Consider the following 25,251-nt stretch of genomic DNA (forward strand, 5'->3'; position numbering starts at 1 on the left):
GAGACATAGTCTCTGTTTGATTTTTTTATAATCAAAATTTTAAAGCTGATTGGAACAGGCGAGCGAAACTCCTGTAGGAATAGACCCGTTCAAGGAGACCCCGCAAGCGCAAAGGGCCAACCGCCTGCGGAACGCGAGTGCCCAACGTTCCAATTGTATAAAACCCTTTAAAAACTTTAGACAGAGACATAGTCTCTGTCTTTTAATTTTGGCTATATTCCCCGCGAACCATTCCTCTATCCTATTTTCCCAGGAAAATATTTGATTTTTATGAAACTTTAGGCCCTTTCTTGCGTAAATAAGATATAACTGCAAAGAAGGGGTGATACATATCGTTAGCTTAAAAAGGATATATACGATTACAGGACTTGTCTTCCTTATTTTAATTTTAGGTGTAGTTGCGATATCGACCTGGTACACGGTAGATGAATCCGATCAAGCTGTCATAATGACGTTTGGTAAAGTGGAGGAGACGATAACAGAACCAGGACTTCACTTTAAACTGCCTTGGCCCATTCAATCGGTCGAGAAATTATCTAAAGAAACATTCAGTCTTAAATTTGGATATAAAGAAGAGGATGGAGAGGTGACGAATTACCCGAGTGAAACCAAAATGATAACGGGTGATGAAAATATTGTACTGGCAGACCTAGTGGTTCAGTGGAAAATCACCGACCCTCCAAAATATCTATACAATGCAGATGACCCAGAAAAAATATTATACGATACGACTTCAGCTGCATTACGGAGCATTATCGGCAGCACGAAAATCGATGATGCCCTTACATCCGGTAAAGCGCAAATCGAAGCGGATGTACGCGATTTATTGTCACAGCTAATGGAGAAATATGATGTCGGGATTTCCATATCTGCGGTTAAACTCCAGGACGTGGAGTTACCGAATGAAGAAGTGCGGAAAGCATTTACCAATGTAACGGATGCCCGGGAAACGGCGAATACGAAGATCAACGAAGCGGATAAATATGAAAATAAGCGTATGAATGAAGCGGAAGGGGAAAAAGATGCCCTCATTTCTCAGGCTAATGGGGATAAAGCTGCCCGTACGGAAGCTGCCCGCGGGGATGTAGCGGTCTTTGAAAAATTACTCAGTGAGTATAAGGGCAATAAGGGGATTACGAAGGACCGCCTTATTATAGAGACCCTTGAGGAAGTATTGCCCAATGCTGAGATATATATTATGAATGATGATGGAAACACAATGAAGTACTTGCCGCTTCGCTCGCTTGAAAAGGAGGAAACGAAAAAAACTCCTGCCTCTGATGAAGCCGCTATACCTGAAGAGGAAACGAAAAAAGGGAATGCATCGGAAGAAAAAGCGACAGCGGAAGGGGGCGCTAAACAATGAGCGGAAAAATAATAGATTTCTCTGAACTCAAAAAAGGGAATTTACATTGGAGGGGCTATGTGAGATTTGGCATTTTCCTGATTATTATCATCGCGCTGCTGCTAATCATCTTCACCAATGTATATATCGTCAAAGAGGGAGAATATAAAGTCGTCCGCCAATTCGGTGAGGTGGTAAGGATCGATAAGACCCCGGGATTGAAAGCGAAGGTGCCATTCATCCAGAGTGTTGTGACCTTGCCGAAGTATCAGATGAGTTCTGATGTTTCAGAAGCGGAAATCAATACGAAAGATAAAAAGCGGATGCTGATCGACAACTATGCCGTTTGGAGAATAGAAGATCCGAAGAAATTGATTACAAATGCGAGGACACTAGAGAACGCTGAAACGAAAATGGAAGAGTTCATCTATTCTGCAGTTCGTTCGGAGCTGGGCCAGTTGAATTATGATGAGATCATCAATGATGAGAAGTCATCCAGGGGAAGTTTAAACGACCGCATAACCGAAAAAGTCAACGATCTGCTGCAAAAGGACAGTTATGGCATAAGCTTGACGGATGTCCGGATAAAGCGGACTGACCTACCCGCCGAAAACGAAGCGTCCGTCTTCAAGAGGATGATTTCAGAGCGGGAATCGAAAGCGCAAGAATACCTATCAAAAGGTGATGCGAAGAAAAACCGTATCATTGCGGATACTGACAGGAAAGTGAAAGAATTGCTCTCTACTGCAGAGGCTGATGCAGAAGTGATCAGGGCTGAAGGAGAAGGGGAAGCAGCGAAAATCTATAATAAGTCGTTTTCCAAAGATCCCGAATTCTATAAACTATACCGGACTCTTGAATCCTACAAAAAAACGATCGGAGATCAAACGGTAATCGTTCTTCCTTCGGATTCTCCTTATGCCAGCTTGTTAATGGGAAATACTAAATAACCTTGATGCCGTCATTTTTCTTTCCGCTTCTACTCATGGTAGAATAGAGAAAGAAAATGAACGGCTTTTTGCGTTTGGCACTTTTCGTAAAGATTGTTGTTTTTAAAACAAAACGATTTAAGGTTGATTGGAGCGGAAGTGCGAGACTCCTGCGGGAGCAGCGGGACAGGTGAGACCCCACAGGCGTTTACGCCGAGGAGGCTCACCGCCCGCCCCGCGGAAAGCGAGCATCTGGAGGGGAAATCAACCACACCGCACTACTTGGTAAATAGCAGTAAATAGTAACAAAGTATTCGAAAACAGCCTTGCGTTTTTATATAGAAGCTATAACTACATAAACCTGTATGACTGGAGGAAGACGGATTTGGATAAAAAGCTAGTACTAATAGATGGAAACAGCATTGCATACCGTGCGTTTTTTGCGCTTCCGCTCTTGAATAATGATAAGGGGGTCCATACGAATTCCGTGTACGGATTCACCATGATGCTCAACCGAATTCTTGAAGAAGAAAAGCCAACGCACATACTTGTGGCATTCGATGCGGGTAAAACGACATTCAGGCATGCATCGTTTAAAGAATATAAGGGAGGGCGCCAAAAAACGCCGCCAGAATTATCGGAGCAATTCCCTTTCATTCGCGAGCTGCTTGATTGTTTTCAAATAAAAAGGTATGAACTGGAAAACTACGAAGCCGATGATATTATCGGTACGCTTTCTTTGCAAGCGGAAAAAGATGGTTTTGAAGTGAAGGTCATTTCCGGTGATAAGGATTTAACGCAATTATCCTCCCCTAGTACGACGGTTTCCATCACGAAAAAGGGGATTACTGAAATTGAGGAATACACTCCAAAGCATATTCATGAAAAATACGGTCTTTCCCCTTTGCAAATCATTGATTTAAAAGGGCTGATGGGAGATGCCTCCGACAATATTCCCGGTATTCCGGGTGTTGGTGAAAAGACTGCCCTTAAATTATTGCATCAATTTGAAACAGTTGAAAACCTTTTGCAGTCGATTGATGAGGTAAGCGGGCAGAAATTGAAAGAGAAAATAGAAGAACATAAAGACCTGGCCCTATTAAGCAAAGAGCTGGCTACAATAACGAGGGAAGCGCCGCTTGAAGTTTCCGTAACCGAGACCGAGTATACTGGCATGGACCAGGACCGAGTCATCTCATTCTATAAAGAGCTTGGCTTTTCGACTTTGCTCGATAAATTGGATGTAACGGAAAGCGCACCGCTTGAACAGGAGAAGATTGAGGTTCACTCGGCTGAAATGACAGAAGGAATGTTTGCCGATGAAAGTGCTTTGTATGTTGAAATTTTAGAAGATAATTATCATCGTGCCGATATAATGGGGATCGCCATCAGTAATGAACAAGGTCATTTTTACTTCCATGGAGAAGATGCGCTGAGCTCCGGGGCCTTTAAAACATGGGCAGAGGATGAAACAAAAAAGAAAACGGTTTTCGATGCAAAGCGTACGGTTGTGGCACTTCGCCATCGAGGAGTCGAAATAAAAGGCATCGATTTTGATGTATTTTTGGCATCCTATATCCTGGATCCGGCAGAGTCAGTGGACGAAGTGGCAGAAATCACGAAAACTCAAGGTGCTATCCGCCTTGAAACGGATGACGTTTTTTATGGAAAAGGTGCAAAACGCAAAATACCTGAGGAAGCGGAATTGAGGGAGCATATCGCCAGAAAAGCGAAGGCGATTCTGTCCCTGAAAGAACCGATGATTGATAAACTGCAAGAGTTCGAGCAATTTCACCTATTTACGGAACTGGAGCTGCCACTGTCGATCATCCTGGCCAATATGGAATGGCAGGGAATCAAGGTGGATATAGGCCGACTGAAAAACATGGGACAGGAATTAGCCATTCGCTTAAGAAACATCGAGGCACGAATTTTTGATTTGGCTGGAGAGGCGTTCAATATCAATTCACCTAAACAGCTTGGGGCCATCCTGTTTGAAAAGTTGGAGCTTCCTGTCATGAAGAAAACCAAAACAGGTTATTCGACGTCAGCCGATGTGCTGGAAAAACTGGAAAGCAAGCATGATATCGTTAAGGAAATACTGCTGTATCGCCAGCTTGGTAAGTTGCAATCCACTTATATTGAAGGGCTGCTTAAGGTGGTCAATGGCAAAACGGACAAGGTGCACACAAGGTTCAACCAAGCATTGACCCAGACCGGCCGGTTAAGCTCTACAGATCCCAATCTGCAGAATATCCCGATCAGACTGGAAGAAGGAAGGAAAATCAGGCAGGCCTTCATTTCCTCCGAAAAGGATTGGATCATTTTTGCTGCCGACTACTCCCAGATCGAGTTGCGGGTTCTGGCGCATATCGCCAATGACAGCGGATTGGTGGAAGCATTCCAGGCCGGGATGGACATCCATACAAAGACAGCCATGGATGTGTTCCATGTATCGGCAGAGGAAGTCACTTCGAATATGAGGCGCCATGCCAAAGCGGTAAACTTCGGAATCGTTTATGGTATAAGTGATTACGGACTATCGCAAAGTCTTGGCATCACGAGAAAAGAAGCTGGAGAGTTCATCGAGAAGTATTTAAGAAGCTTTCCTGGTGTTCAGGAATATATGGAAGAAAGCATACATGAGGCCCGTCAAAAAGGGTATAGCACGACTTTGATGCAAAGAAGGCGCTATATACCTGAGATAACAAGCAGGAACTTCAACATCAGGAGCTTTGCCGAACGGACAGCAATGAACACGCCGATTCAAGGCAGTGCCGCGGATATCATCAAGCTTGCCATGATAAACATGAATAAGCGCCTGAAAAGTGAAGGTCTTAAAACGAGAATGCTTCTTCAGGTGCATGATGAATTGATTTTTGAAACTCCTCCTGAGGAATTGGAAATCCTTAAAGTGATCGTTCCGGAGGAAATGGAAAATGCCATTGAATTGAACGTGCCCCTTAAAGTGGATTATGCTTTCGGGCCAACATGGTTTGATGCCAAATAATAAAAGATAGGTGATTGTAATGCCAGAACTTCCAGAAGTGGAAACAGTCAGAAGAACGTTAGAGCAGCTCGTACTCGGAAAAGAGATCAAGGAAGTGTCCGTCTTCTGGCCAAAGATCATTAAAGCTCCAGAACCTGTCGAACAGTTTCAGGATGCTTTAAGGGGGCAGACGATAAGGGGAATAGGCCGTCGGGGCAAGTTCCTCATTTTCACCTTGGATGATTATTCAATGGTTTCGCATTTAAGGATGGAGGGTAAATACGGCGTTCATCCAAAAGAAGAGGCGTATGATAAGCATACCCATGTGATCTTCACCTTCACGGATGGCAGTGAACTTCGGTACAGGGATGTCCGGAAATTCGGAACGATGCATCTATTTGCCAAAGGGGAAGAACTTGATCGGCTGCCTCTTTTGCATTTAGGACCTGAACCTTTGTCTGAAGATTTTACTGTCGAGGGGCTAAGTAGGAAGCTCGCAAGAACCAACAGGAAAATCAAGCCCGTTCTCCTTGATCAAACGGTTGTCGTCGGGATTGGGAATATATATGTAGACGAGTCGTTATTCCGTTCCGGAATCCATCCGGAGAGAATCGCTTCTTCACTCTCATTGCAGGAAATCAAGGCGTTGCACGGAGAAATCATTGCGACTTTAGGTGAAGCTGTTGAAAAAGGCGGAAGTACGATTCGTTCTTACATCAATTCCCAAGGGCAAATCGGCATGTTTCAGTTGGAGCTGAATGTTTATGGACGAAAGGGCGAGAACTGTAAAACATGCGGCACGCCGCTTGAGAAACTGGTTGTTGCAGGACGCGGTACACATATTTGCCCGTTATGCCAGCCGCTTAAATAGGTAATGTTTTTTCAAACACATCGGATGGGCTCCTTCCATATACTAGGGTAGCAACGAGTAGGGAAGGAGTAACATTCCGATGTGGCTACAAATTATTTTTCTCGCTTTTGCAGTTAGTATTGACGGATTTGGCGTAGGTTTGACATTCGGTATGCGGAAGATGAAAATCCCCTTAAGGTCAATAGCAGTCATCTCATTTTGCTCTGCATTGAGCTTAGGTATTGCGATGGTCATCGGACAATTCATCAGTCAGCTCATATCTATCGGGGCGGCTGAAAAAACGGGTGGCATCATCCTCATTTTTCTTGGTGCCTGGATGGTATACCAATATTTTAAGCCTGAAAAGGATCTGAAAGATGATAGATATCATGAAAAGATCATCTTTAATTTTGAAATTAAATCACTTGGGGTTGTCATTAATATTTTACAGAAACCATTAAATGCCGATTTTGATAAATCAGGGACGATTACAGGAGTTGAAGCGCTTGTTCTCGGGTTTGCACTTTCGCTGGATGCTTTCGGGGCCGGAGTTGGAGCGGCTATGATCGGCATTTCACCGATTATCCTCGCAGGGTGCATCGCTGTTATGAGTTCGATTTTTATTTGGAGCGGAATTCAAAGCGGGAAATTACTTTCAAATAATAAAGTAGTCCAGCATTTGACCTTTCTTCCAGGTGTACTATTGATTATCATCGGTATATTCAAGTTATGATCCATGGTTTATAAGGGGGAGCTTATGGGACAAATCATCGGAATCACCGGAGGCATTGCCAGTGGGAAAAGCAGCGTCAGCCTCTATTTACAGGAACTCGGATTCACGATTGTAGATGCAGATCTGGCTTCCCGTGCTGTCGTTGAGCCAGGTGAAGAGGCCTACCATCAAGTTGTGAAGGCATTTGGTGAAGATATCTTATTGACGGATGGGAATATAGATCGCGTAAAGCTTGGGTCGATTATATTTCATGATCAAGAAAAGAGATTGCTATTGAATAGCATCGTGCATCCTGCCGTCAGGAATTGGATGCTTCTCAAAACGGAAGCGGCACTATCATCAGGGGAAGAAACGGTGTTCATGGATATTCCGCTCCTATTTGAAAGCAAGCTGACATTCATGGTGGATAAGACGCTATTGATCTATGTGGATGAGCAGGTTCAATTGCAGCGATTAATGAACAGGAATGGTCTGTCGGAGACTGAGGCGCTTGCCAGGATCAATTCGCAAATGCCCTTGGCCGATAAAAAGGCCTTAGCGGATGCCGTCATCGATAATAATGGGGACATGAATGAAACGAAGCAGCAAGTGAAGTCCATACTTAGCGAATGGTATGTCATATAATTATGATAAAAAGAAGAAACCGACCGGTTTCTTCTTTTTATGTTGAAAAAATAAGAACAATCCGCATTTTTATTAGCACAATTCCTTTGAATTATGTTATACTAATTACATGAGAAAGGTAATAAGTATAACACTAATATTTTCTGGAGGGTCCGAACAATGAATTCAAGAATAGCGATTAACGGATTTGGGAGAATTGGAAGAATGGTTTTCCGAAAAGCCATATTAGATGAGAGTTTGGACATTGTTGCCATTAATGCAAGCTATCCAGCTGAAACTTTAGCACACTTACTAAAATATGATACGATACATGGTAAATTCGACGGTATCATTATAGCTGAAGATGATTCACTAGTAGTGAATGGCCGCCGAGTAAAACTAATAAATAACCGCGATCCAAAGCTATTGCCTTGGGAAGAGATGAACATAGATATTGTAATTGAAGCCACTGGAAAATTCAATGATCGTTCTAAAGCAGCTCTTCATTTAGAAGCAGGAGCAAAAAGAGTCATATTATCAGCTCCGGGTAAAAATGAAGACGTTACCATTGTAATGGGAGTAAATGAGGAAGTGCTGGAAATTGACAAGCATTTCGTCATATCCAATGCATCTTGTACAACGAACTGCCTTGGACCGGTTGCAAAAGTGCTTGATGAAAAATTCGGCATAAACAACGGTTTAATGACAACGATACATTCTTATACTAATGATCAAAATAATATCGATAACCCGCACAAAGACTTGAGACGTGCCCGTGCCGCTGCGGAAAGCATGATTCCTACGACTACAGGAGCTGCAAAAGCCATCTCGCTAGTGTTGCCGCAATTAAAAGGCAAGCTTCATGGTATGGCGATACGTGTACCGACACCTAACGTATCTTTAGTCGATCTTGTTGTGGATTTAAACTGTGATGTCACGATTGATGAAGTGAACCAAGCCTTCATCGATGCTTCAGAAAATGAACTCAAAGGAATCATGGAATTCACGATGGAACCTTTAGTTTCAAGTGATTTCAAAACGAATCCACACTCGGCAATCATCGATGGGTTGACGACGATGATGATCGGGGACAGGAAAGTGAAAGTCCTTGCATGGTATGATAATGAATGGGGTTACTCCAACCGGGTAGTGGACCTTGTGAAATTAGTTGGCTCCGAGTTGAAAAAAACTTTAGAAGTCGAATTATCAGTAAAATAAAATGAAAAAATGAGCCTGCTAAAATTTTTTAGCGGGCTATTTTTAATACGTGATCCATTAATTCCTTGCTGCTTTAAGGCGCTGAATAAACCAGAAAACAGAATTTGCTCCAATCGCAATATCCCTATTACATATAAAGTTTATCTTTCCAAAAATTCAATTTGGAGTTGCAAAAAAAATTCAAACCATATATACTATGAATCGTGAACTTCTTCAATAGCGGTTTGCATGATGGCTACTTAAAGGGTTAGGACCTCTTTGGACTAACTTTCCCCCGTGGTAGTTATCAGAACTTATTTTTAAATCATGGTAAGGGGGAAGCTTAATATGGAAACAGCTTACACTATGGAAACTATGGGTAGACACGTCATTTCTGAACTTTGGGGTTGTGACTTTGAAAAACTGAACAATATCGATTTAATTGAAAAGATTTTTGTTGATGCTGCTTTAAAATCAGGTGCAGAGGTACGAGAAGTTGCCTTTCACAAATTTGCTCCACAAGGAGTCAGCGGGGTTGTCATCATTTCTGAATCACACTTAACGATTCACAGTTTTCCAGAACACGGCTATGCGAGCATTGATGTCTATACATGCGGTAACTTGGATCCGAATATTGCGGCAGATTATATTGCTGAAGCTTTAAATGCGCAAACACGTGAAAACATAGAATTACCACGTGGATTAGGTCCTGTACAAATGAAAAAAGCCAATATAAGTGCCCTATAAAAAACACGTATACACAGAGATGCCATGGGTGCATCTCTTTTTTAATGCAATCAATCGGCAGTCTGCTTCCCTTTATAGAAGGAGGTTGCCATTGCAGCATAAAGACTTTCACAACGGTGCTTCAACGGCAGAACAAAAAATGCCTGCTGCCGGAAGTTACACTTTTTACTTGTACTGTCCGTTCCATTTAATATAAGATTAAGATAGAGAGTAATTCCTTGGGGAACATTTAGATAGGGGAGTCCTACATAAAATACGGAGCTGATAATGATGAAATGCCCATCATGTCAATATAATGGAACAAGAGTGCTCGATTCCAGGCCAGTCGATGAAAGTAAATCGATTCGACGACGCCGTGAATGCGAGGCATGTGGTTTTCGATTCACGACATTTGAAAAGGTGGAGGAAACACCGCTTATTGTAGTGAAAAAGGGCGGGACGCGGGAAGAGTTCAGTCGTGATAAAATCCTGCGCGGCTTGATCAGGGCTTGCGAAAAACGTCCGGTTCCCTTGAAAGAATTAGAGCAAATTACCAGTTATGTAGAAAAAGAACTGCGCAACCAGGGCATATCGGAAGTGAAAAGCGACAATGTCGGCGAGATGGTGATGGACAAGCTGGCAGAAGTCGATGAGGTTGCCTATGTAAGGTTCGCATCCGTCTATCGACAATTTAAAGACATCAATGTCTTTATCGATGAATTGAAAGATTTGATAAATAAAGAAAGAAAGTAGAGCTGAAGATTCACTTTGGCTCTTTTTTCACTACATCTTTTGAAAGGTTTGAATGGAGATGTCAAAGCATTGGCAAGAATTGCTCCCAGCTGATTCATATTTGGTCTCATCTGCGGGGCTGCTTCATGATTATGATCGGAAAATACTTACCCGACTATATCAACCTCTTATTGGACCTATCTGCATTAGCCTATATATGACGTTATGGAGTGAGTTGGAGGAAAACAGGCTATGGTCGGAAACCTCCTCACATTATCAATTAATGAATACCATCGGCCTTAAGTTAGGTGATATTTACGAAGCACGGCTTTTACTTGAGGGAATCGGTCTGTTGAATGTATATAAGAAATCGAAAAATGAAACGAAGGAATTCATCTATGAGTTAAACCCGCCGCTTTCCCCCCAGCAGTTTTTCACGGATGGAATGCTGAATATTTACTTATACAAAAAAATCGGAAAAGCGCAATTCAACCGGTTAAAGAGATTCTTTTGTGATGACCATATCTTACCCGATCAATATGAAGGTGTGACTAAATCTTTTGCGGAAGTATTCTCATCAGATCATTTGGACTCTTTATATGTAACGGATGAAGCGAAAGATGAATGGCAACCGATTCCAGAACAGCAATACATCGACCGGACGGAAGGCGTCGAGCCATCGGGGTTTGATGACTTATTTGATTTTGACCTTTTATTTGCCGGGATAAAATCCTCGATCGTACCGAAAAAGGCCTTTACTCCGAAAATGAAAAATACGATTGCCAAACTTGCTTTTTTATATGGCATCGATCCGCTTGAAATGCAAAAACTAGTAATGGATGCCGTTTCATTGGATGATGAGATCGATGAGGAAGTGCTCAGAAAGGCGGCAAGGGACTGGTACCAGATCGAACGGCAGGCCGATATGCCTTCCCTTGTCAATCGGGTGCAGCCGATTCGTGAACGGACACAAAAAGAGGAACCGAAAACACAGGAACAAGAGTTAATCCGTCATTTGGAGACGATTTCTCCAAGGGAGCGGCTGATGCAATTGTCTGGCGGTGCAGAGCCATCAAGCGGTGATTTGAAAGTCGTTGAGGGCGTGATGATCAATCAAAAGCTGAATCCGGGTGTCGTCAATGTATTGATTGAATATGTCATGCTCAAAACGGATATGAAGTTCACGAAGGGCTATGTCGAAAAGCTGGCAGGCCATTGGGCACGGCTGAAGGTCTCCACGGTCGTCGAGGCGATGGAACTGGCTAAAAATGAACATAGGAAATATCAGGACTGGGCTCAAGGAAGCAGGAATGCTGCGAAGGGCAGCAGGAAAAAGGCGATACGTGAAGAAGTGGTTCCGGAGTGGCTTGGGAAAAAAGAAGAAGCACAGCAGGAGCAGAATGCAGATCAGCCTGAATTGGATGCCCAGAAACGCGAGCTTCTGGAGAAATGGAAGCTGTGGAAAGCAGGAGGTGAAATGAACGATGGAAAAGATTAATAGGTCCCTTAATAAATTGGCCAATACAAATCAATTTCAACAGCGTTATGAAAAGCTGAAACAGGAGATTTTTGAAAACGAACAAGTGCGGTTATTTATGAATGCCAACAGCTCGACGGTCACGAAAGAAATGATTGATAAAAACTTGGGGAAGCTTTATGAGTTCACTTCACAAAGCAATAAGTGTGATAAATGTCCGAGCTTGGATGGCTGCATCAATATGATGCAAGGGTATTATCCCAAATTGGTGGTTCAAGGGAAAGCCCTGAACCTGCATTATGAAGTCTGCCCGCGGAAATTGGCAGAGGATGAAAAGCGGAAACGGGAAAAGTTGATCCGCAGCCTGTATGTACCGAAGGATATTTTAAAGGCGAGCATTGAAGACTTTACCCAAACGGATAATGAAAACAAACGCTTGTCTGTCTTAAGTAAAGCGATGTCGTTCATTATGGAATATGAGCCAGGTAAAAGGCAAAAAGGCTTATATATATATGGGAAATTCGGTGTTGGGAAAACGTACTTATTAGGTGCGATTGCCAATGAACTTGCAAAAAGGCAAATTTCCTCCCTTATCGTCTATGTCCCTGACTACTTGAGGGAACTTAAGGGATCGATAGGTGATAATACGGTCAATGAAAAAATTGAAATGGTGAAAACGGCACCTGTCCTCATGCTTGATGATATTGGAGCGGAGTCCATGACGAGCTGGGGACGCGATGAGGTTTTTGGTCCGATTTTACAATTTAGGATGCTGGAAAACCTGCCGACGTTTTTCACTTCGAATTTTGACTTGAATGGCCTGGAGAACCACCTGACCTTTTCACAGCGTGGTGAGAAGGAAGAAGTGAAGGCGGCCAGGGTACTGGAAAGAATTCAATATTTAGCTGAGCCGGTCAAGCTTGATGGCATGAATCGGAGAAGATGAAGAAAAGTGGTCTCTTAAAGGAGGTCACTTTTTTCTTCTTACAAGGCCCATCCTACTTCTAAACACGTCCCCATCCCCATATACATGAAAAAAGAAGCAAGGGGGAAGGGGGGATGTCGTAGTGCAAATTTCGTTTCAAAACGATTCAGAGGCATTGAAATTACTGAATTTCGTTTCTGTCCATCCACTGGGGGCAGAATTTCAAGCATATATTCGAATTCTTCCGCAACAAGGCATGTATGTGGATATGACGGATTCTTCAGGTGATGAATGGCTAATTCTGCTTCGTGATGCATTTCATTCTTTTTTATTGGAAGAAAAGACGCTTCCTGTTCTGGAGCAAATAATAGTCGGTAAATTTTTTTATAGGGAACGGGAAGAAATTGAAGCCATCATTGAAATTGCATCATCAATCATCGAGGTGGAAAGAGCCAGGAGTCGAGATGAAGCATTCAGTACAGAGAAACGATTGATTGAGGAAGGACTTCAAAGCATCTTGGCTGGAAAGGTATCTTTTTCATTCGATTCTTTTACGACCTTCCGTTTGAAGTCATTTCAGCACACGTTGGAAAAGTATGTCGTCAAGGCGATTGATGAATACAAGCTAGAACAGGACTATCAAAATTTCATTGCTACACTCCGTGATTGCCTTCATGGGCAGGAGGCGAAATTAAGAAAGCTTCACCTTGTCAACCGGGATGGTTTTCATTTCTATGATCAGAAGTTCAGCAAGCTCGACCGTCCAAAAATCAATAGTATGATCGACAGGAGGCTTCTAGCCAAAAGTTCACTATTTCTCGATACGGTGATACTTGCCCCGCTTTTATCAATTGCTCCTGAAAACTTGTGTATCTATACCGATGACAAGGATGAGGGGCTGATTCAGACCATTTCAAGGATTTTCGAAGAACGGGCCACTATCCTGCCACTTTCGTCATTTTCTATGCATTTGAATGATCTTTCGTGGAAAAAAGAAAATTAACCTTGATTTTCACCGTATAACAAATTATAATTTCCTACATACTATTAAAAAACTAAAAGTTATGATGAGGACAAGGGTATTCTAGTCGCCGATTATCAGAGAGGGGAGCCAACAGGCTGTAAGCTTCCTATTCGCATGGAACACTTACCACCTTTAAACTTCGGCTCGGAAAGCAGGCATTCTGCGAATATGAGCTGACGGGAAGCTGCCGTTACCAAGTTACAAGTGCCATTTTGCCGTGAAAAGCAAGCTGGAACGAGGGTGGAACCGCGGGTTAATGATATTTATTACTAAGCTCGTCCCTGTTTTATACAGGGACGGGCTTTTTTTGTGTTGTAATTGAATCAAATACCTGTAATTTGTTCGAACAATAAGAAGGAGTGAAACTGAATGTCAGAATTACTGAAAATATCTTTTCCTGACGGAGCGGTTAAGGAGTTTGCCAAAGGCACAACAACTGAAGACATCGCTGCATCCATCAGTCCTGGTTTAAGGAAAAAATCCATTGCCGGAAAATTCAATGGTGAATTATATGATTTGAAACGCCCGATTGAACAAGATGGTTCAATCGAAATCGTCACACAGGACACAGCGGATGCTCTTGAAGTACTGCGTCACAGTACAGCACACTTGATGGCACAAGCGATCAAACGTTTGTACAAAAACGCTAAATTCGGCGTAGGTCCGGTCATCGAGGGCGGCTTTTACTATGATATGGATCTGGAGGAATCATTGACTCCCGAAGACCTTCCGTTGATTGAAAAAGAAATGAAGAAAATCGTCAACGAGAACTTGGAAATTTCCCGCATCGAAGTGAGCCGTGATGAAGCGATTTCCCGTTTTAAAGAAATAGGCGACGAGTATAAATTGGAGTTGATCGATGCAATTCCTGGCGATCAGCAGGTAACGCTTTATGAGCAGGGTGAATTCTTTGACCTTTGCCGTGGAATTCATGTTCCATCAACTGGGAAAATAAAAGAGTTCAAGCTATTGAGCATCGCTGGAGCATACTGGAGAGGCGATAGCAAAAACAAAATGCTGCAACGCATTTACGGTACGGCTTTCTATAAAAAAGAAGATTTGGCAGAGCACCTGCGTTTCCTTGAAGAAGCCAAGGAACGTGACCATCGTAAAATCGGCAAAGAATTGAACTTGTTCATGAGCTCACAGAAAGTGGGACAAGGGCTGCCGATGTGGTTGCCAAAAGGAGCGACCATCCGCCGGACAATCGAAAGGTATATCGTGGACAAGGAAGAACGTTTGGGTTATGACCATGTCTACACACCTGTAATGGGTAGCGTGGACCTTTATAAAACTTCTGGACACTGGGATCATTACCAGGACGGCATGTTCCCTGTCATGGAGATGGAAAACGAACAGCTTGTCCTGCGTCCGATGAACTGCCCGCATCACATGATGGTCTATAAAAACAGCATCCACAGCTACCGGGAATTGCCAATCCGGATTGCCGAGCTAGGCTTGATGCACCGCTATGAAATGTCGGGTGCCCTTTCCGGCCTTCAGCGTGTTCGTGGGATGACATTGAATGATGCGCACATTTTTGTCCGCCCCGACCAAATCAAAGAAGAGTTCAAGCGCGTTGTGAACCTGGTTCTGGAAGTATATAAAGATTTCGATATCAAGGATTATTCATTCCGCCTGTCATATCGCGATCCGCAGGATACAGAAAAATACTTCGATGATGATGACATGTGGGAGAAAGCGCAAAGCATGTTAAAAGGCGCCATGGATGAACTAGGTCTGGATTACTTTGAAGCGGAAGGTGAAGCGGCATTCTACGGTCCTAAGCTCGATGTTCAGGTGCGTACTGCATTAGGAAAAGATGAAACGCTTTCCACTGTTCAGCTTGATTTCTTGCTTCCTGAACGTTTTGATCTTAATTACGTCGGTGAGGATGGCAAGCAGCATCGTCCGGTTGTTATCCACCGCGGTGTCGTTTCCACAATGGAACGTTTTGTCGCTTACTTGATCGAAGAATACAAGGGGGCATTCCCAACTTGGCTTGCACCTATCCAAGCACAAGTGATCCCGGTCTCACCTGAAGTGCATTTGGATTATGCGAAAGAAGTACAGGAAAAACTTAAAGCGCAAGGCATTCGTGTCGATCTGGATACACGTGACGAGAAAATCGGTTACAAAATCCGTGAAGCGCAAATGCAAAAAATCCCGTACATGCTGGTTGTTGGAGACAATGAAGCCAAAGAAGGCAGCGTGAATGTACGTAAGTACGGTGAACAAAAATCCGAAACGATCGCTTTTGAAGACTTCGTTTCAGCGATTAAGGCTGAAGTAAGCCGTTAACATCAAAAAGAGGGGCACATATAGTTGTGTCCCTCTTTTTAATTATGGCATGATAAAATGAAACCATCATGTGAAAATATGTACAGAATGAAAGGGGGGACAGCATGAAAAAGAAATTTACTTATCTATTCGGACCGACATTCCTTGTCATCATCATCTTATTGTTATTGGATGGTTATCGACAATATGCCATCGTCCCGGTCCTGTTATTTTGGATAGCCTTATTTTCTTGGGACGCCATTGAGAAAAAGAAAAAGGCGAAAGAAAACTCTTAACATTTGATGGCATCGGTCAGTACGGACTGTAACCAAAGGGGGAGTGGGGATAAATGGAGATTAGAAAGGCTTCAAGGGAAGACGCGAGTAACTTGGCTGCTCTGTTCAATCATGTTGAAGATTCCGGGTATATGCTGTTCAACCCTGGGGAAAGAAAAGCGACAGCGAAACAAATGGAAAAGCAAATGGAGCAAATCGAAAAAAATCCCCTTTCCGTTTTCCTCGTTGCTGCTAGCGGACATGAGTTGAAAGGTTATTTAATCTTATTGGGCAATCAAATGGGCCGAACGAGGCATTCAGCCAAAATCGTCATAGGCATCAATGAACAGGACAGAGGAAAAGGCATCGGTACGAAGCTATTTCAGAAAATGGAGGAGCATGCACGGACAAACGAAATACGGCGCCTGGAATTGTCCGTTATCTCAAACAACGCACCTGCGCTTTCCTTATATCGAAAGATGGGTTTTGCAAAGGAAGGAATAAAGCGGGGCTCACTGTTTTTTGATGGGAAGTATCATGATGAATATTATTTGTCCAAATTACTTTAAAAAACGTATTGTCAAATAACTGAATGTCTGATAATATTAATTTTGTTGTGAAAAACGAATAAAATTTAGCATTTGACAAGTCATCAGTGTTTATGATATATTTCTAAAGTGAATTGAATACGTGTTTGATGAAAAGAAGAAGCACCCGCTTCTCACCTGGTTGACGCAAACAATGCAGTTAACAGGTCATGATTTGATTATTTGGATCTTTCTGAATGAGTCTATCAGTGTGGGTGCAACATGCATCCACACTTTTTTATTATGATTATATCCTGTAAGCGAGTTGTGAGCGTGACCGAATTTATTCAAATATTCGTATTCGCCAATATCTTTGGAGGTGGCTAACTATTAGTAAAGACGCGATGGTAAACGAGGGCATCCGAGCCCGTGAAGTTCGTCTTATTGACCAAAACGGAGAACAACTTGGAATTAAAACGAAATTCGAAGCATTGGAAATTGCCGCTCGTGTAAATCTTGATCTAGTTTTAGTTGCTGCAAATGCAAAGCCTCCGGTAGCCCGGATCATGGACTACGGAAAACACCGCTTCGAGCAGCAAAAGAAAGACAAGGAAGCACGTAAAAATCAAAAAGTCATCAGTCTGAAAGAGGTTCGTTTGAGCCCGACGATTGAAGAACATGATTTCAATACGAAGCTTCGCAACGGTATTAAATTCCTTGAAAAAGGCGATAAAGTAAAAGCTTCTATCCGATTCAAAGGACGTGCCATTACGCATAAGGAAATTGGTCAACGTGTACTCGTTCGTTTTTCTGAAGCATGTAAAGAAGTGGCTACAATCGAGCAACACCCAAAAATGGACGGACGCAGCATGTTCATTATCTTAGCACCGAAAAACGAAAAGTAATTGTAAAGTAATTTGTAATGAGGAGGAATACCTTATGCCTAAAATGAAAACTCACCGCGGATCTGCTAAACGTTTCAAAAAGACTGGATCCGGCAAACTTAAGCGTTCTAACGCTTACACAAGCCATTTATTTGCTAACAAATCTACTAAGCAAAAGCGTAAGCTTCGCAAAGCTAGCCTTGTAAGCAAAGGTGACTTCAAACGTATTCGTCATATGCTAGACAACATTAAATAAGTTCGATTTATCGAGTTAAATAGGAGGGAAATAACATGCCACGTGTAAAAGGCGGTACTGTTACTCGCAAACGTCGTAAAAAGGTAATAAAATTAGCTAAAGGTTACTATGGCGCGAAACATATTCTTTTCAAAGTAGCTAACCAACAAGTAATGAAGTCAGGAAACTATGCTTTCCGTGACCGTCGTCAAAAGAAACGTGATTTCCGCAAACTTTGGATCACTCGTATCAACGCTGCAGCACGCATCAACGGTCTTTCTTACAGCCGTTTAATGCATGGTCTAAAGCTTGCTGGTATCGAAGTGAACCGCAAAATGCTTGCTGATCTTGCTGTTGCTGACGAACAAGCTTTTGCTCAATTAGCAACTGCTGCTAAACAACAATTAGACAAATAAGTCTGACTGATACAGCCACTCTCTTTTCAAGAGAGTGGCTTTTTACATATTTAAAGGAGGGAATGAGGATGCAAGGAGTATGGTTCATTGCTGCTTATATGATCATCACGAACATCATCGGGTTTGCCTTAATGGGAATCGATAAAAGGAAAGCGCGGAATGGGGAGTACCGGATCAGTGAAAAGACACTTTGGTTTTGGGCAGTCATAGGCGGAGGGACTGGGTCCTTTTTGGGGATGAAGCAATTCCGCCATAAGACGAAGCATGCCGCTTTTAAGTGGGGCCTGCCTATATTGATGATTCTTCAGATCGCCTTATTGATCAAGATATTCATTCAATTGTAATATGTAGCCCGTATAATGTATATGCTTGTAGAAGCAGCAAAGAGTAGCTGGAGGGAGAGCATGAATGATAAACTGACACTTGTGATGAGCTACGTTCAATCAGGAAGCGTGTTTGCACCGTTGATTTTTATCACTTTTCATTTATTAAGGCAATTTTTATTCATTCCTGTCATTGTGGTTTGCATGTCTGGAGGAATATTATTCGGGGCAGCTTTTGGAACCATCTATTCGGTAATCGGTTTGACGTTGTCCAGTATGGCCTTTTATTTCGTGATAGGCAAATTTCCGAAAACAAAGGATAGGCTGCTGCGGCTTAAGAATAAGCTGTTTGGAAACCGAAAGCTAAACAGCCGGCAAATTGCAGTACTGAGGCTAATACCATTCATTCACTTTTACTTGCTGTCGCTTTGCTTATTGGAATCCAATAAAGGGCTGAAAAATTATTTTTATCTATCCTTCATGACCAATCTCCCTGTTGCATTCGTATATACGGTTTTTGGCCACTATATTGCAGATTTCAGTCCAACCCTGATCGTCATTATTTTGTTATCCTTAACCTTATTGCTCTATTTATTGAGAGAGAAGCAGACGGTCGTTCCTTGGAAGGAATTTTTTCGTTCAGATGATTAATATAGAGCCTTGAGTACATTTTTCTCAAGGCTCTTCATTACGCGTGTTTTTTTTCATTTTTGTAAAAATTCCTTAACAGGGCTCTTCCAATCAATAACGGCATCCGGATATTGTTTTTTAATGGCTTCCTCGATTTTTAAGAAGTCATTTCGCTTCAAGCCTTTTAGTTCGGCCACTTTCTTTGGCCATATGAAGATGGAGATGACCTCAAAAGAGCGTTCCGTCGTCCCTAGATACTTTTCCCCTTCAAACATCACCCCGTTGTACGTCAATAAAAAATTCTTTCGTATATTGGCTGTATCGTCGAGCAGAAAGAACTTTTTCTGTTCATGTGCCAGCTCTAATTTTCTTTTCGGATTAAATAGGTATTTGATGACTGTATATAGTAAGAAAATGATGAGAGCCAAAAGAATGAACCGCATGATCAATACCATGGAGCTACCTCCTTAAACAGAGTGATTCCCTTCATTTACGTATGGGTTTTTAATAAGTTTCATTTATTTGATATAATTTAGGGGAAGACAAGGAAAGAAGTGATGAAAATGAACATAGGTAAATTAATGGAAATGCAGGCAGCTTTGGATGAGCATATACAATCAAAGCATGATTTGGGTGCTGAAGACTTGGTGGAACGGAAGATACTTGCTCTTTTAGTGGAGCTTGGTGAGCTTGCCAATGAAACGAGATGTTTTAAATTCTGGAGTCTTAAAGGCCCTTCTGATAAAGAAACGATTTTGGCTGAATACGTGGATGGCATTCATTTCATTTTGTCACTCGGGATCGAACGGGGATTTGTACCGGAAGTTCCATCTGCCCCCACCATGCATCAGGAGGATTTGACGGTCCAATTTACTGCTATTTACGGCTACATCAGTGAATTCCGCACAAAGTTGACAGAGTCATCTTTCCAAAAGGTTTTTGCTGCGTATTTACATTTAGGAGAGTTGCTTGGATTTTCGGCAATGGATGTGGAAAAAGCATATGTAAGCAAAAATGAAGTGAATTACGAAAGGCAAAAGCAAGGCTACTGATTGTTTATGTAATCGATTATCTGTATAATTATTCTTGTAATGTAAGTTATAGGGAGGTATAGGGATGGCTCAATTGGATGAAACGTTAAGGATGCTTCGGGACTTAACGGATGCTAAAGGCATCGCAGGTAATGAAAGTGAAGTAAGAAAAGTGATGACCGAATACATAACACCATTTGCGGATGAAATATCGACAGATGGCCTGGGAAGTTTGATTGCCAGGAAAACGGGTGATGAAAACGGACCGAAAATCGTCGTTACCGGGCATATGGACGAAGTCGGTTTCATGATCACCCAAATTGATGATAAAGGATTTTTGCGTTTTCAGCCGGTAGGGGGCTGGTGGTCACAGGTCATGCTGGCCCAGCGCGTGACGATCGTTACAAGTAAAGGTGATCTAACTGGCATTATCGGTTCAAAGCCTCCGCATATCCTGTCAGCGGAGGCGCGGAAAAAGCCGATTGATATTAAGGATATGTTTATTGATATCGGTGCATCCAATAAAGAAGAGGTTAAGGAATGGGGCGTCAAGCCAGGGGATATGGTTGTGCCATATTTTGAATTCACTGTCATGAATAATGAAAAGATGCTGCTCGCCAAAGCCTGGGACAATCGAATTGGCTGTGCAATCGCCATTGATGTGCTTAAACAGCTGAAAGACAGCGACCATCCTAATGTAGTTTATGGAATTGGCGCTGTGCAAGAAGAGGTCGGTCTGCGTGGCTCCAAAACATCCACATTCAAAATTCAGCCGGATATCGGTTTTGCCGTCGATGTTGGCATTGCTGGTGATACACCGGGGGTTTCCGAAAAAGAAGCGATGAGTAAGATGGGGGAAGGCCCGCAAATCGTCATCTATGATTCATCGATGGTTGCACATAAGGGATTACGCGATTTCGTCACCGACACGGCTGATGAAATGAATATTCCTTATCAATATGAATCGATTCCAGGCGGCGGGACGGATGCCGGCTCCATCCATTTAACGGCAAATGGTGTTCCCGCGCTGGCCATCACGATTGCCACACGCTACATTCATTCACACGCAGCAATGCTCCACAGGGATGATTATGAGAATGCCGTTAAGCTCATTGTCGAAGTGATAAAACGTCTCGATCGTGAAGCGGTGGATCGGATCATTTACGAGTAATATAAAAAGTTAAAAATGAAGAGGCCTAATTTAGGTCCTCTCCATTTTCTTTTCCTTATTTCTACTTATCTTCGACGATTATATAGACCGCTTTGATGGGACCATGGACGCCGACGACAAGGTCCATTTCGATATCAGCCGAATTGCTCGGCCCTGTTATGAAGTTGATGCAGGAAGGTACGACTTCACCCCGTTTGACTTTTAAACGGATGGCCGCAGCAGCCTGTGTCATTCGCGGAACGATGGTGCTTTTTGGAATGATGGAAACATGGCAGGAAGGAAGGAAGCTGATGGAACGGCCATGGTCCTTGTCGCTGAACAAGACGACGGTCGCTGATTCTGCTAGTGTCATCTCGCTGAATGTGATTCCGATGTTAGCACTTTCTGCTTTTTCGATGTTTTCTTTCCCAGCTTGGTGATCCCATATATGGACATCTTTTTCCTTTAAGATACCCTCCAATCCATAGTCGGAAAATCGATTGTCCTTAGGGATGATCAAGGGCCCGTTTCCAAGTTCCTCGATCACTTCTGTTAAACAATGCATCACTTGCTTGGAGTCGGTAACGTGAAACTGGGTATGAACCCGTTTACATTGCTCCTCCAATTCCGCGACAAGATCATTTGGTGTCGCATGTTTCAAAACTTCTTTTTGGGGGGCGTGCTTCCATTCCGGAACGGAGATGCCTTCCGTAATAGGAGCCCTTCCCAGGTTTTTGGCAATATTGTTTAAAAATGTCCCTTCATTATGGATGGTTCCATTCATGATGGTTTCCCTCCTTTTTCCCGATTTTTGAACCAGTCCCGAAAGCTCTCCTTTCCTGGAGCAGGGAACTCGCGGCTTTCTGTCCAAGTTTTGAGTGGTCCAGGTCCTTTTGAGATAATATCCCCTGTTTTAAAAGGAGACATCGCGGATGGGGCCATTTTGGAGCCGAACTTATAAAGCATAGGCGAGGCCGCACCGATTCCGAAGGCTTTCATGGCCAGCTTTTCTGAAAATGGCGCCATTTTTTCCTTTTCAACGATGACCTCACGATGCTTCCTCAGTAAATCATGGAGAGGAATCTTTACCGGACAGGCATCTGTACAGGCTGCACATAGAGTAGAGGCATATGGCAGCTCCTTGAAATCATCATACCCTCCGAGTAAAGGTGAAAGCACAGCGCCGATTGGTCCCGGATAGATTGAACCATATGAGTGACCGCCAACTTGGCGATAAACCGGGCAGACGTTTATACAGGCAGCACAGCGAATGCATTGAAGAACGGATTGAAACTCAGTTCCTAAAATGGAGGAGCGTCCATTATCCACGATCACAAGGTGGAATTCCTCGGGCCCGTCTACATCGCCTTCATCACGCGGACCGGTAAGTGCGGTGATGTAACTGGTCAGCCTTTGGCCGACAGCGCTTCTTGTCAATAAGCTGACAAGGACCTCGAATTCATCGAATGTAGGTACAAGCCTTTCCATTCCCATCACGGTGATTTGCGTTTTTGGGAGGGCAGTGACTAAATCGGCATTTCCTTCATTCGTCACCAAACCGATCGAGCCCGTTTCCGCAATCGCAAAATTACAGCCGGTAATGCCTACATCGGCGCTTAAGAAATCTTTCCGCAGAATGCCCCGGACATGGGCGGTAAGCTCTTCCGGTTTTTCAGTTTGCGTATATGCAAGCTTTTCTTTGAAAACATCCCTAATCTGCTCCTTATTTTTATGGAGAGCAGGTGCAACGATATGGGAAGGAGGATCATGATCATCCACTTGTAAAATGTATTCACCAAGGTCCGTTTCAACAACATCGAGGCCAACTGCTTCAAGAGTGGCATTCAAATTGATCTCTTCCGTGACCATCGATTTGGATTTCACGACCTTTTTGGCGTTCTTTTTTACAATAACATCCTTGATGTATCCGCTTGCTTCTTCAGCCGTTTGAGCGAAGAAGACATGACCGCCTCTATTCGAAACATTTTCTGCGAGCTGGTGCAAATAGAAATCAAGGTTACTAAGCACGTGCTGCCGGATTTCTTCCCCAAGGGAACGCCAATCCTCCCAGCTTCCCAATTCATCAACGGCAGTCAGCCGCCGTCCGTGTAACCGTTCTTGGGCACTCGATACGGCCAATCGCATAAAATCATTATGTATTCCTTCATCCACCCGGTCTTTAAACTTGGCAGAGCTCGTTTTCATAGCCATAAGTTTTTCCCCTCCTCGCTTTCTTTAAATACTATTCAGGACTTCAGCAATATGAAGCACTTTCACGGGTTGCCCCTTCCTTTGGATCCGCCCGCCGATATTCATCAAACACCCTGCATCCCCTCCGATTAAAAAATCGGCCCCGGTATCTTCAATATTGCAGACTTTCTCCTCGACCATTTGCCCGGAAATGTCCCCCATCTTGACCGAAAAGGTTCCCCCGAACCCGCAGCAGTTTTGGGCATCCGGAAGTGGTGTCATTTCCAGCCCCCTGACATGGTTTAACAAAATGGCAGGTGCTTCCTTGACCTTGAGCAGCCGTGTCATATGGCATGAAGTATGGTAAGTGGCCTTTCCGTTAAGGGTCGCCCCGACGTCGGTCACTTTTAAGACATCCACGATGAATTGGGTCAATTCATATGTTTTAGCCGCTAATGATTCCGCCCTCTTTTCCCATTCGGCATCGCCTTTGAAAAGGGCCGGATATTCCTTGAACATCGCTGCACAGGAACCGGAAGGGGTTACGATGTATTCAGCATCCGCGAACGTTTTAATCATCTTTTTCATAGCTTCCTTCGATTCCTTCGTATACCCGCTATTATATGCGGGCTGTCCGCAGCATATCTGGGACTCCGGGAAATCGATCTCACAGCCTAATCTCTCGAGTAGCTCCACTGTGGCTTTGCCGACATTGGATTGAAACAAATCCACTAAACATGTTGCAAAGAGAGTAACTTTCAATTTGAACTCCTCCTTTTTCAAGTAAGTTAACAGGTCATCTGATGACCAGTAAATGGAAAAAGGAAATGGTTTAAGAGAATATACCAATTTCCAAGATTTTTTAAATGAAGTAATCGTTTTCAAAATAATATATCAATTTAATCCTTTTTTGTATAGGGTATTTTTGAAATTTATAGGAAGATCAACTATGCTTTTTGCTTATTTTTTCGGATGACCCGATCCAGTGATTCCTCGACGCTTTGAAGGTGAAACAGCATGGCACTGCGCGCTCCGTCTTCATCCTGTGCCACGATTGCATCATGAATCCGGACATGCTGCTGGTAAAGCTGCTTAAGTGTCATCTCTTCGGAATAAAGCGCTATCCGGCGGATATCACCCATCTTTTCCGTCATTAATTCTGAAACGTGGTTCATCAATGTAATCAGCAGTTCATTTTGTGATGCATTTGCCACTGCAACATGGAAGGCGATATCTGCTTTATCACTGAGTTCTTCATCGTCGGATACCTTTTCCATATTAAAAAGACTTTCCTTGAGCTCGATAAGGTTTTCTTCCGTTCTCATCTTCGCTGCCACTTCTGCCGTACCGGACTCAAGTATTTTCCGGACCTCCAGTAAATGCTTGATATTGTCTTGATCCATCAAAAGGGCGGCAGACAAGGGATGGTTCATGATGGTGGGGTCGAAGGTTTTGACGAATGTTCCTTCACCTTGTTTTATTTCAATAAGACCCATTGAACTCAATGCACTTAATGCTTCGCGGATGGCCGGGCGCCCGACTTGGAAATTTTCCGCAAGCTGCTGAATGGAATCCAATTGTTCACCTGGTTTTAGGCGGCCTGACCGAATCATTTCATAAAGTTCATCGCTGACTTCTTCATAAATTTTTTTCGGCTTTATTTTTTTATATACCAAGTAGTAGCACCTCTATTTTCTATGAGTTTCTCTGGTTAATATTATATAACACAAATGATCTTTGACACTTCCAGAAGGTCAAAAAAATAAACAAAAAACAAAAA

At 43.0% G+C, this 25,251-nt stretch carries 27 protein-coding genes and 1 other annotated feature; of the genes, 22 read left to right on the top strand and 5 right to left on the bottom strand.

Going from position 1 to position 25,251, the window contains the following annotated elements:
• Positions 1–331: 331 nt before the first annotated feature.
• The 20 genes from hflK to ACFVS1_RS03190 all read left to right on the top strand — a co-directional run bounded on the left by hflK (position 332) and on the right by ACFVS1_RS03190 (position 19,121).
• The gene (hflK, locus tag ACFVS1_RS03095) at positions 332–1,366 is read left to right on the top strand and encodes an FtsH protease activity modulator HflK (RefSeq protein ID WP_352920827.1); all 1,035 of its coding nucleotides are present in this window, start codon (positions 332–334) and stop codon (positions 1,364–1,366) included.
• Positions 1,363–2,295: a protease modulator HflC gene (gene hflC, locus ACFVS1_RS03100; RefSeq protein WP_352919260.1), complete on the top strand. Its 933-nt coding sequence runs from the start codon at positions 1,363–1,365 to the stop codon at positions 2,293–2,295. Before hflK ends, hflC begins: the two co-directional genes overlap by 4 nt.
• Before the next feature lie 364 nt (positions 2,296–2,659).
• The gene (polA, locus tag ACFVS1_RS03105; RefSeq protein WP_352919263.1) at positions 2,660–5,284 is read left to right on the top strand and encodes a DNA polymerase I; all 2,625 of its coding nucleotides are present in this window, start codon (positions 2,660–2,662) and stop codon (positions 5,282–5,284) included.
• 19 nt (positions 5,285–5,303) lie between these two features.
• Positions 5,304–6,134 carry a DNA-formamidopyrimidine glycosylase gene (gene mutM / locus ACFVS1_RS03110; RefSeq protein ID WP_387545086.1) on the top strand — a complete coding sequence of 277 codons (831 nt, stop codon included), beginning with the start codon at positions 5,304–5,306 and terminating at the stop codon, positions 6,132–6,134.
• Between the two features lie 79 nt (positions 6,135–6,213).
• Entirely contained in the window at positions 6,214–6,846 is a 633-nt protein-coding gene (ytaF, locus tag ACFVS1_RS03115) for a sporulation membrane protein YtaF (protein WP_352919269.1), read from the top strand.
• Between the two features lie 24 nt (positions 6,847–6,870).
• Positions 6,871–7,470 (top strand): dephospho-CoA kinase, encoded by a 600-nt coding sequence (gene coaE / locus ACFVS1_RS03120; RefSeq protein ID WP_387545087.1) that lies wholly within the window; start codon positions 6,871–6,873, stop codon positions 7,468–7,470.
• Positions 7,471–7,629: 159 nt separating this feature from the next.
• Complete coding sequence (locus ACFVS1_RS03125; RefSeq protein WP_352919274.1) at positions 7,630–8,667, top strand: glyceraldehyde-3-phosphate dehydrogenase; 1,038 nt, start codon at positions 7,630–7,632, stop codon at positions 8,665–8,667.
• Positions 8,668–9,012: 345 nt separating this feature from the next.
• The gene (gene speD, locus ACFVS1_RS03130; protein WP_034311443.1) at positions 9,013–9,393 is read left to right on the top strand and encodes an adenosylmethionine decarboxylase; all 381 of its coding nucleotides are present in this window, start codon (positions 9,013–9,015) and stop codon (positions 9,391–9,393) included.
• 270 nt (positions 9,394–9,663) lie between these two features.
• Complete coding sequence (gene nrdR / locus ACFVS1_RS03135; protein ID WP_057911467.1) at positions 9,664–10,125, top strand: transcriptional regulator NrdR; 462 nt, start codon at positions 9,664–9,666, stop codon at positions 10,123–10,125.
• 58 nt (positions 10,126–10,183) lie between these two features.
• Complete coding sequence (locus ACFVS1_RS03140; RefSeq protein ID WP_352919278.1) at positions 10,184–11,602, top strand: replication initiation and membrane attachment family protein; 1,419 nt, start codon at positions 10,184–10,186, stop codon at positions 11,600–11,602.
• Positions 11,589–12,527 (top strand): primosomal protein DnaI, encoded by a 939-nt coding sequence (dnaI, locus tag ACFVS1_RS03145; protein ID WP_101222887.1) that lies wholly within the window; start codon positions 11,589–11,591, stop codon positions 12,525–12,527. The genes ACFVS1_RS03140 and dnaI overlap by 14 nt, the downstream gene beginning before the upstream one ends.
• Before the next feature lie 121 nt (positions 12,528–12,648).
• The gene (gene ytxC, locus ACFVS1_RS03150) at positions 12,649–13,509 is read left to right on the top strand and encodes a sporulation protein YtxC (protein ID WP_352919281.1); all 861 of its coding nucleotides are present in this window, start codon (positions 12,649–12,651) and stop codon (positions 13,507–13,509) included.
• Positions 13,510–13,899: 390 nt separating this feature from the next.
• Entirely contained in the window at positions 13,900–15,831 is a 1,932-nt protein-coding gene (gene thrS / locus ACFVS1_RS03155) for a threonine--tRNA ligase (protein ID WP_241594397.1), read from the top strand.
• A 104-nt stretch (positions 15,832–15,935) separates the two neighbouring features.
• Positions 15,936–16,106, top strand: a complete 171-nt coding sequence (locus ACFVS1_RS03160) for a hypothetical protein (protein WP_157831018.1) — start codon at positions 15,936–15,938, stop codon at positions 16,104–16,106.
• 53 nt (positions 16,107–16,159) lie between these two features.
• Positions 16,160–16,654, top strand: coding sequence for a GNAT family N-acetyltransferase (locus ACFVS1_RS03165; protein ID WP_387545088.1), 495 nt, complete (start codon positions 16,160–16,162; stop codon positions 16,652–16,654).
• A gap of 127 nt (positions 16,655–16,781) precedes the next feature.
• Positions 16,782–16,918: a sequence feature (ribosomal protein L20 leader region), on the top strand.
• A gap of 98 nt (positions 16,919–17,016) precedes the next feature.
• A complete protein-coding gene (gene infC, locus ACFVS1_RS03170) occupies positions 17,017–17,517 on the top strand; it encodes a translation initiation factor IF-3 (protein WP_034309072.1) in 501 nt (166 codons plus the stop codon).
• Between the two features lie 34 nt (positions 17,518–17,551).
• A complete protein-coding gene (rpmI, locus tag ACFVS1_RS03175) occupies positions 17,552–17,752 on the top strand; it encodes a 50S ribosomal protein L35 (protein WP_034309070.1) in 201 nt (66 codons plus the stop codon).
• Positions 17,753–17,787: 35 nt separating this feature from the next.
• Complete coding sequence (rplT, locus tag ACFVS1_RS03180; RefSeq protein WP_034309067.1) at positions 17,788–18,147, top strand: 50S ribosomal protein L20; 360 nt, start codon at positions 17,788–17,790, stop codon at positions 18,145–18,147.
• Positions 18,148–18,215: 68 nt separating this feature from the next.
• Positions 18,216–18,491, top strand: coding sequence for a DUF1294 domain-containing protein (locus ACFVS1_RS03185; protein ID WP_352919288.1), 276 nt, complete (start codon positions 18,216–18,218; stop codon positions 18,489–18,491).
• Positions 18,492–18,551: 60 nt separating this feature from the next.
• Entirely contained in the window at positions 18,552–19,121 is a 570-nt protein-coding gene (locus ACFVS1_RS03190; RefSeq protein WP_352919291.1) for a TVP38/TMEM64 family protein, read from the top strand.
• A gap of 53 nt (positions 19,122–19,174) precedes the next feature.
• Here ACFVS1_RS03190 and ACFVS1_RS03195 read toward each other — a convergent pair whose 3' ends face one another.
• On the bottom strand, positions 19,175–19,555 hold the full coding sequence (locus ACFVS1_RS03195) for a sigma-w pathway protein ysdB (protein ID WP_352919294.1): 381 nt from the start codon (positions 19,553–19,555) through the stop codon (positions 19,175–19,177).
• A 102-nt stretch (positions 19,556–19,657) separates the two neighbouring features.
• Between ACFVS1_RS03195 and ACFVS1_RS03200 the strand changes: the two genes are divergently transcribed.
• A complete protein-coding gene (locus ACFVS1_RS03200; protein WP_336275429.1) occupies positions 19,658–20,152 on the top strand; it encodes a dUTP diphosphatase in 495 nt (164 codons plus the stop codon).
• 64 nt (positions 20,153–20,216) lie between these two features.
• Entirely contained in the window at positions 20,217–21,302 is a 1,086-nt protein-coding gene (locus ACFVS1_RS03205; RefSeq protein ID WP_387545091.1) for a M42 family metallopeptidase, read from the top strand.
• Between the two features lie 61 nt (positions 21,303–21,363).
• On the opposite strand, the gene ACFVS1_RS03210 is transcribed toward ACFVS1_RS03205, so the two are convergent.
• From ACFVS1_RS03210 to ACFVS1_RS03225, 4 genes are all read right to left on the bottom strand, one after another.
• The gene (locus ACFVS1_RS03210; protein WP_387549188.1) at positions 21,364–22,068 is read right to left on the bottom strand and encodes a LutC/YkgG family protein; all 705 of its coding nucleotides are present in this window, start codon (positions 22,066–22,068) and stop codon (positions 21,364–21,366) included.
• Complete coding sequence (locus tag ACFVS1_RS03215) at positions 22,062–23,492, bottom strand: LutB/LldF family L-lactate oxidation iron-sulfur protein (RefSeq protein WP_387545093.1); 1,431 nt, start codon at positions 23,490–23,492, stop codon at positions 22,062–22,064. The genes ACFVS1_RS03210 and ACFVS1_RS03215 overlap by 7 nt, the downstream gene beginning before the upstream one ends.
• A 24-nt stretch (positions 23,493–23,516) precedes the next feature.
• The gene (locus ACFVS1_RS03220) at positions 23,517–24,233 is read right to left on the bottom strand and encodes a (Fe-S)-binding protein (protein ID WP_387545094.1); all 717 of its coding nucleotides are present in this window, start codon (positions 24,231–24,233) and stop codon (positions 23,517–23,519) included.
• Positions 24,234–24,418: 185 nt separating this feature from the next.
• The gene (locus ACFVS1_RS03225) at positions 24,419–25,147 is read right to left on the bottom strand and encodes a FadR/GntR family transcriptional regulator (RefSeq protein WP_352919307.1); all 729 of its coding nucleotides are present in this window, start codon (positions 25,145–25,147) and stop codon (positions 24,419–24,421) included.
• Between the last annotated feature and the right edge of the window lie 104 nt (positions 25,148–25,251).

It is taken from the genome of Peribacillus sp. NPDC058075, assembly GCF_042885195.1.
Taxonomy (GTDB): Bacteria; Bacillota; Bacilli; order Bacillales; family DSM-1321; genus Peribacillus.

Coding starts and splice junctions, on each gene's coding strand:
- hflC (WP_352919260.1), top strand. CDS start 1,363: ATGAGCGGAAAAATAATAGATTTCTCTGAACTCAAAAAAGGGAATTTA.
- rpmI (WP_034309070.1), top strand. CDS start 17,552: ATGCCTAAAATGAAAACTCACCGCGGATCTGCTAAACGTTTCAAAAAG.
- ACFVS1_RS03160 (WP_157831018.1), top strand. CDS start 15,936: ATGAAAAAGAAATTTACTTATCTATTCGGACCGACATTCCTTGTCATC.
- ACFVS1_RS03190 (WP_352919291.1), top strand. CDS start 18,552: ATGAATGATAAACTGACACTTGTGATGAGCTACGTTCAATCAGGAAGC.
- ACFVS1_RS03185 (WP_352919288.1), top strand. CDS start 18,216: ATGCAAGGAGTATGGTTCATTGCTGCTTATATGATCATCACGAACATC.
- dnaI (WP_101222887.1), top strand. CDS start 11,589: ATGGAAAAGATTAATAGGTCCCTTAATAAATTGGCCAATACAAATCAA.
- coaE (WP_387545087.1), top strand. CDS start 6,871: ATGGGACAAATCATCGGAATCACCGGAGGCATTGCCAGTGGGAAAAGC.
- ACFVS1_RS03215 (WP_387545093.1), bottom strand. CDS start 23,492: ATGGCTATGAAAACGAGCTCTGCCAAGTTTAAAGACCGGGTGGATGAA.
- ytaF (WP_352919269.1), top strand. CDS start 6,214: ATGTGGCTACAAATTATTTTTCTCGCTTTTGCAGTTAGTATTGACGGA.
- rplT (WP_034309067.1), top strand. CDS start 17,788: ATGCCACGTGTAAAAGGCGGTACTGTTACTCGCAAACGTCGTAAAAAG.
- infC (WP_034309072.1), top strand. CDS start 17,017: ATGGTAAACGAGGGCATCCGAGCCCGTGAAGTTCGTCTTATTGACCAA.
- ACFVS1_RS03205 (WP_387545091.1), top strand. CDS start 20,217: ATGGCTCAATTGGATGAAACGTTAAGGATGCTTCGGGACTTAACGGAT.
- ACFVS1_RS03165 (WP_387545088.1), top strand. CDS start 16,160: ATGGAGATTAGAAAGGCTTCAAGGGAAGACGCGAGTAACTTGGCTGCT.
- mutM (WP_387545086.1), top strand. CDS start 5,304: ATGCCAGAACTTCCAGAAGTGGAAACAGTCAGAAGAACGTTAGAGCAG.
- ACFVS1_RS03200 (WP_336275429.1), top strand. CDS start 19,658: ATGAAAATGAACATAGGTAAATTAATGGAAATGCAGGCAGCTTTGGAT.
- speD (WP_034311443.1), top strand. CDS start 9,013: ATGGAAACTATGGGTAGACACGTCATTTCTGAACTTTGGGGTTGTGAC.
- ACFVS1_RS03195 (WP_352919294.1), bottom strand. CDS start 19,555: ATGGTATTGATCATGCGGTTCATTCTTTTGGCTCTCATCATTTTCTTA.
- thrS (WP_241594397.1), top strand. CDS start 13,900: ATGTCAGAATTACTGAAAATATCTTTTCCTGACGGAGCGGTTAAGGAG.
- ACFVS1_RS03125 (WP_352919274.1), top strand. CDS start 7,630: ATGAATTCAAGAATAGCGATTAACGGATTTGGGAGAATTGGAAGAATG.
- nrdR (WP_057911467.1), top strand. CDS start 9,664: ATGAAATGCCCATCATGTCAATATAATGGAACAAGAGTGCTCGATTCC.
- ACFVS1_RS03140 (WP_352919278.1), top strand. CDS start 10,184: ATGTCAAAGCATTGGCAAGAATTGCTCCCAGCTGATTCATATTTGGTC.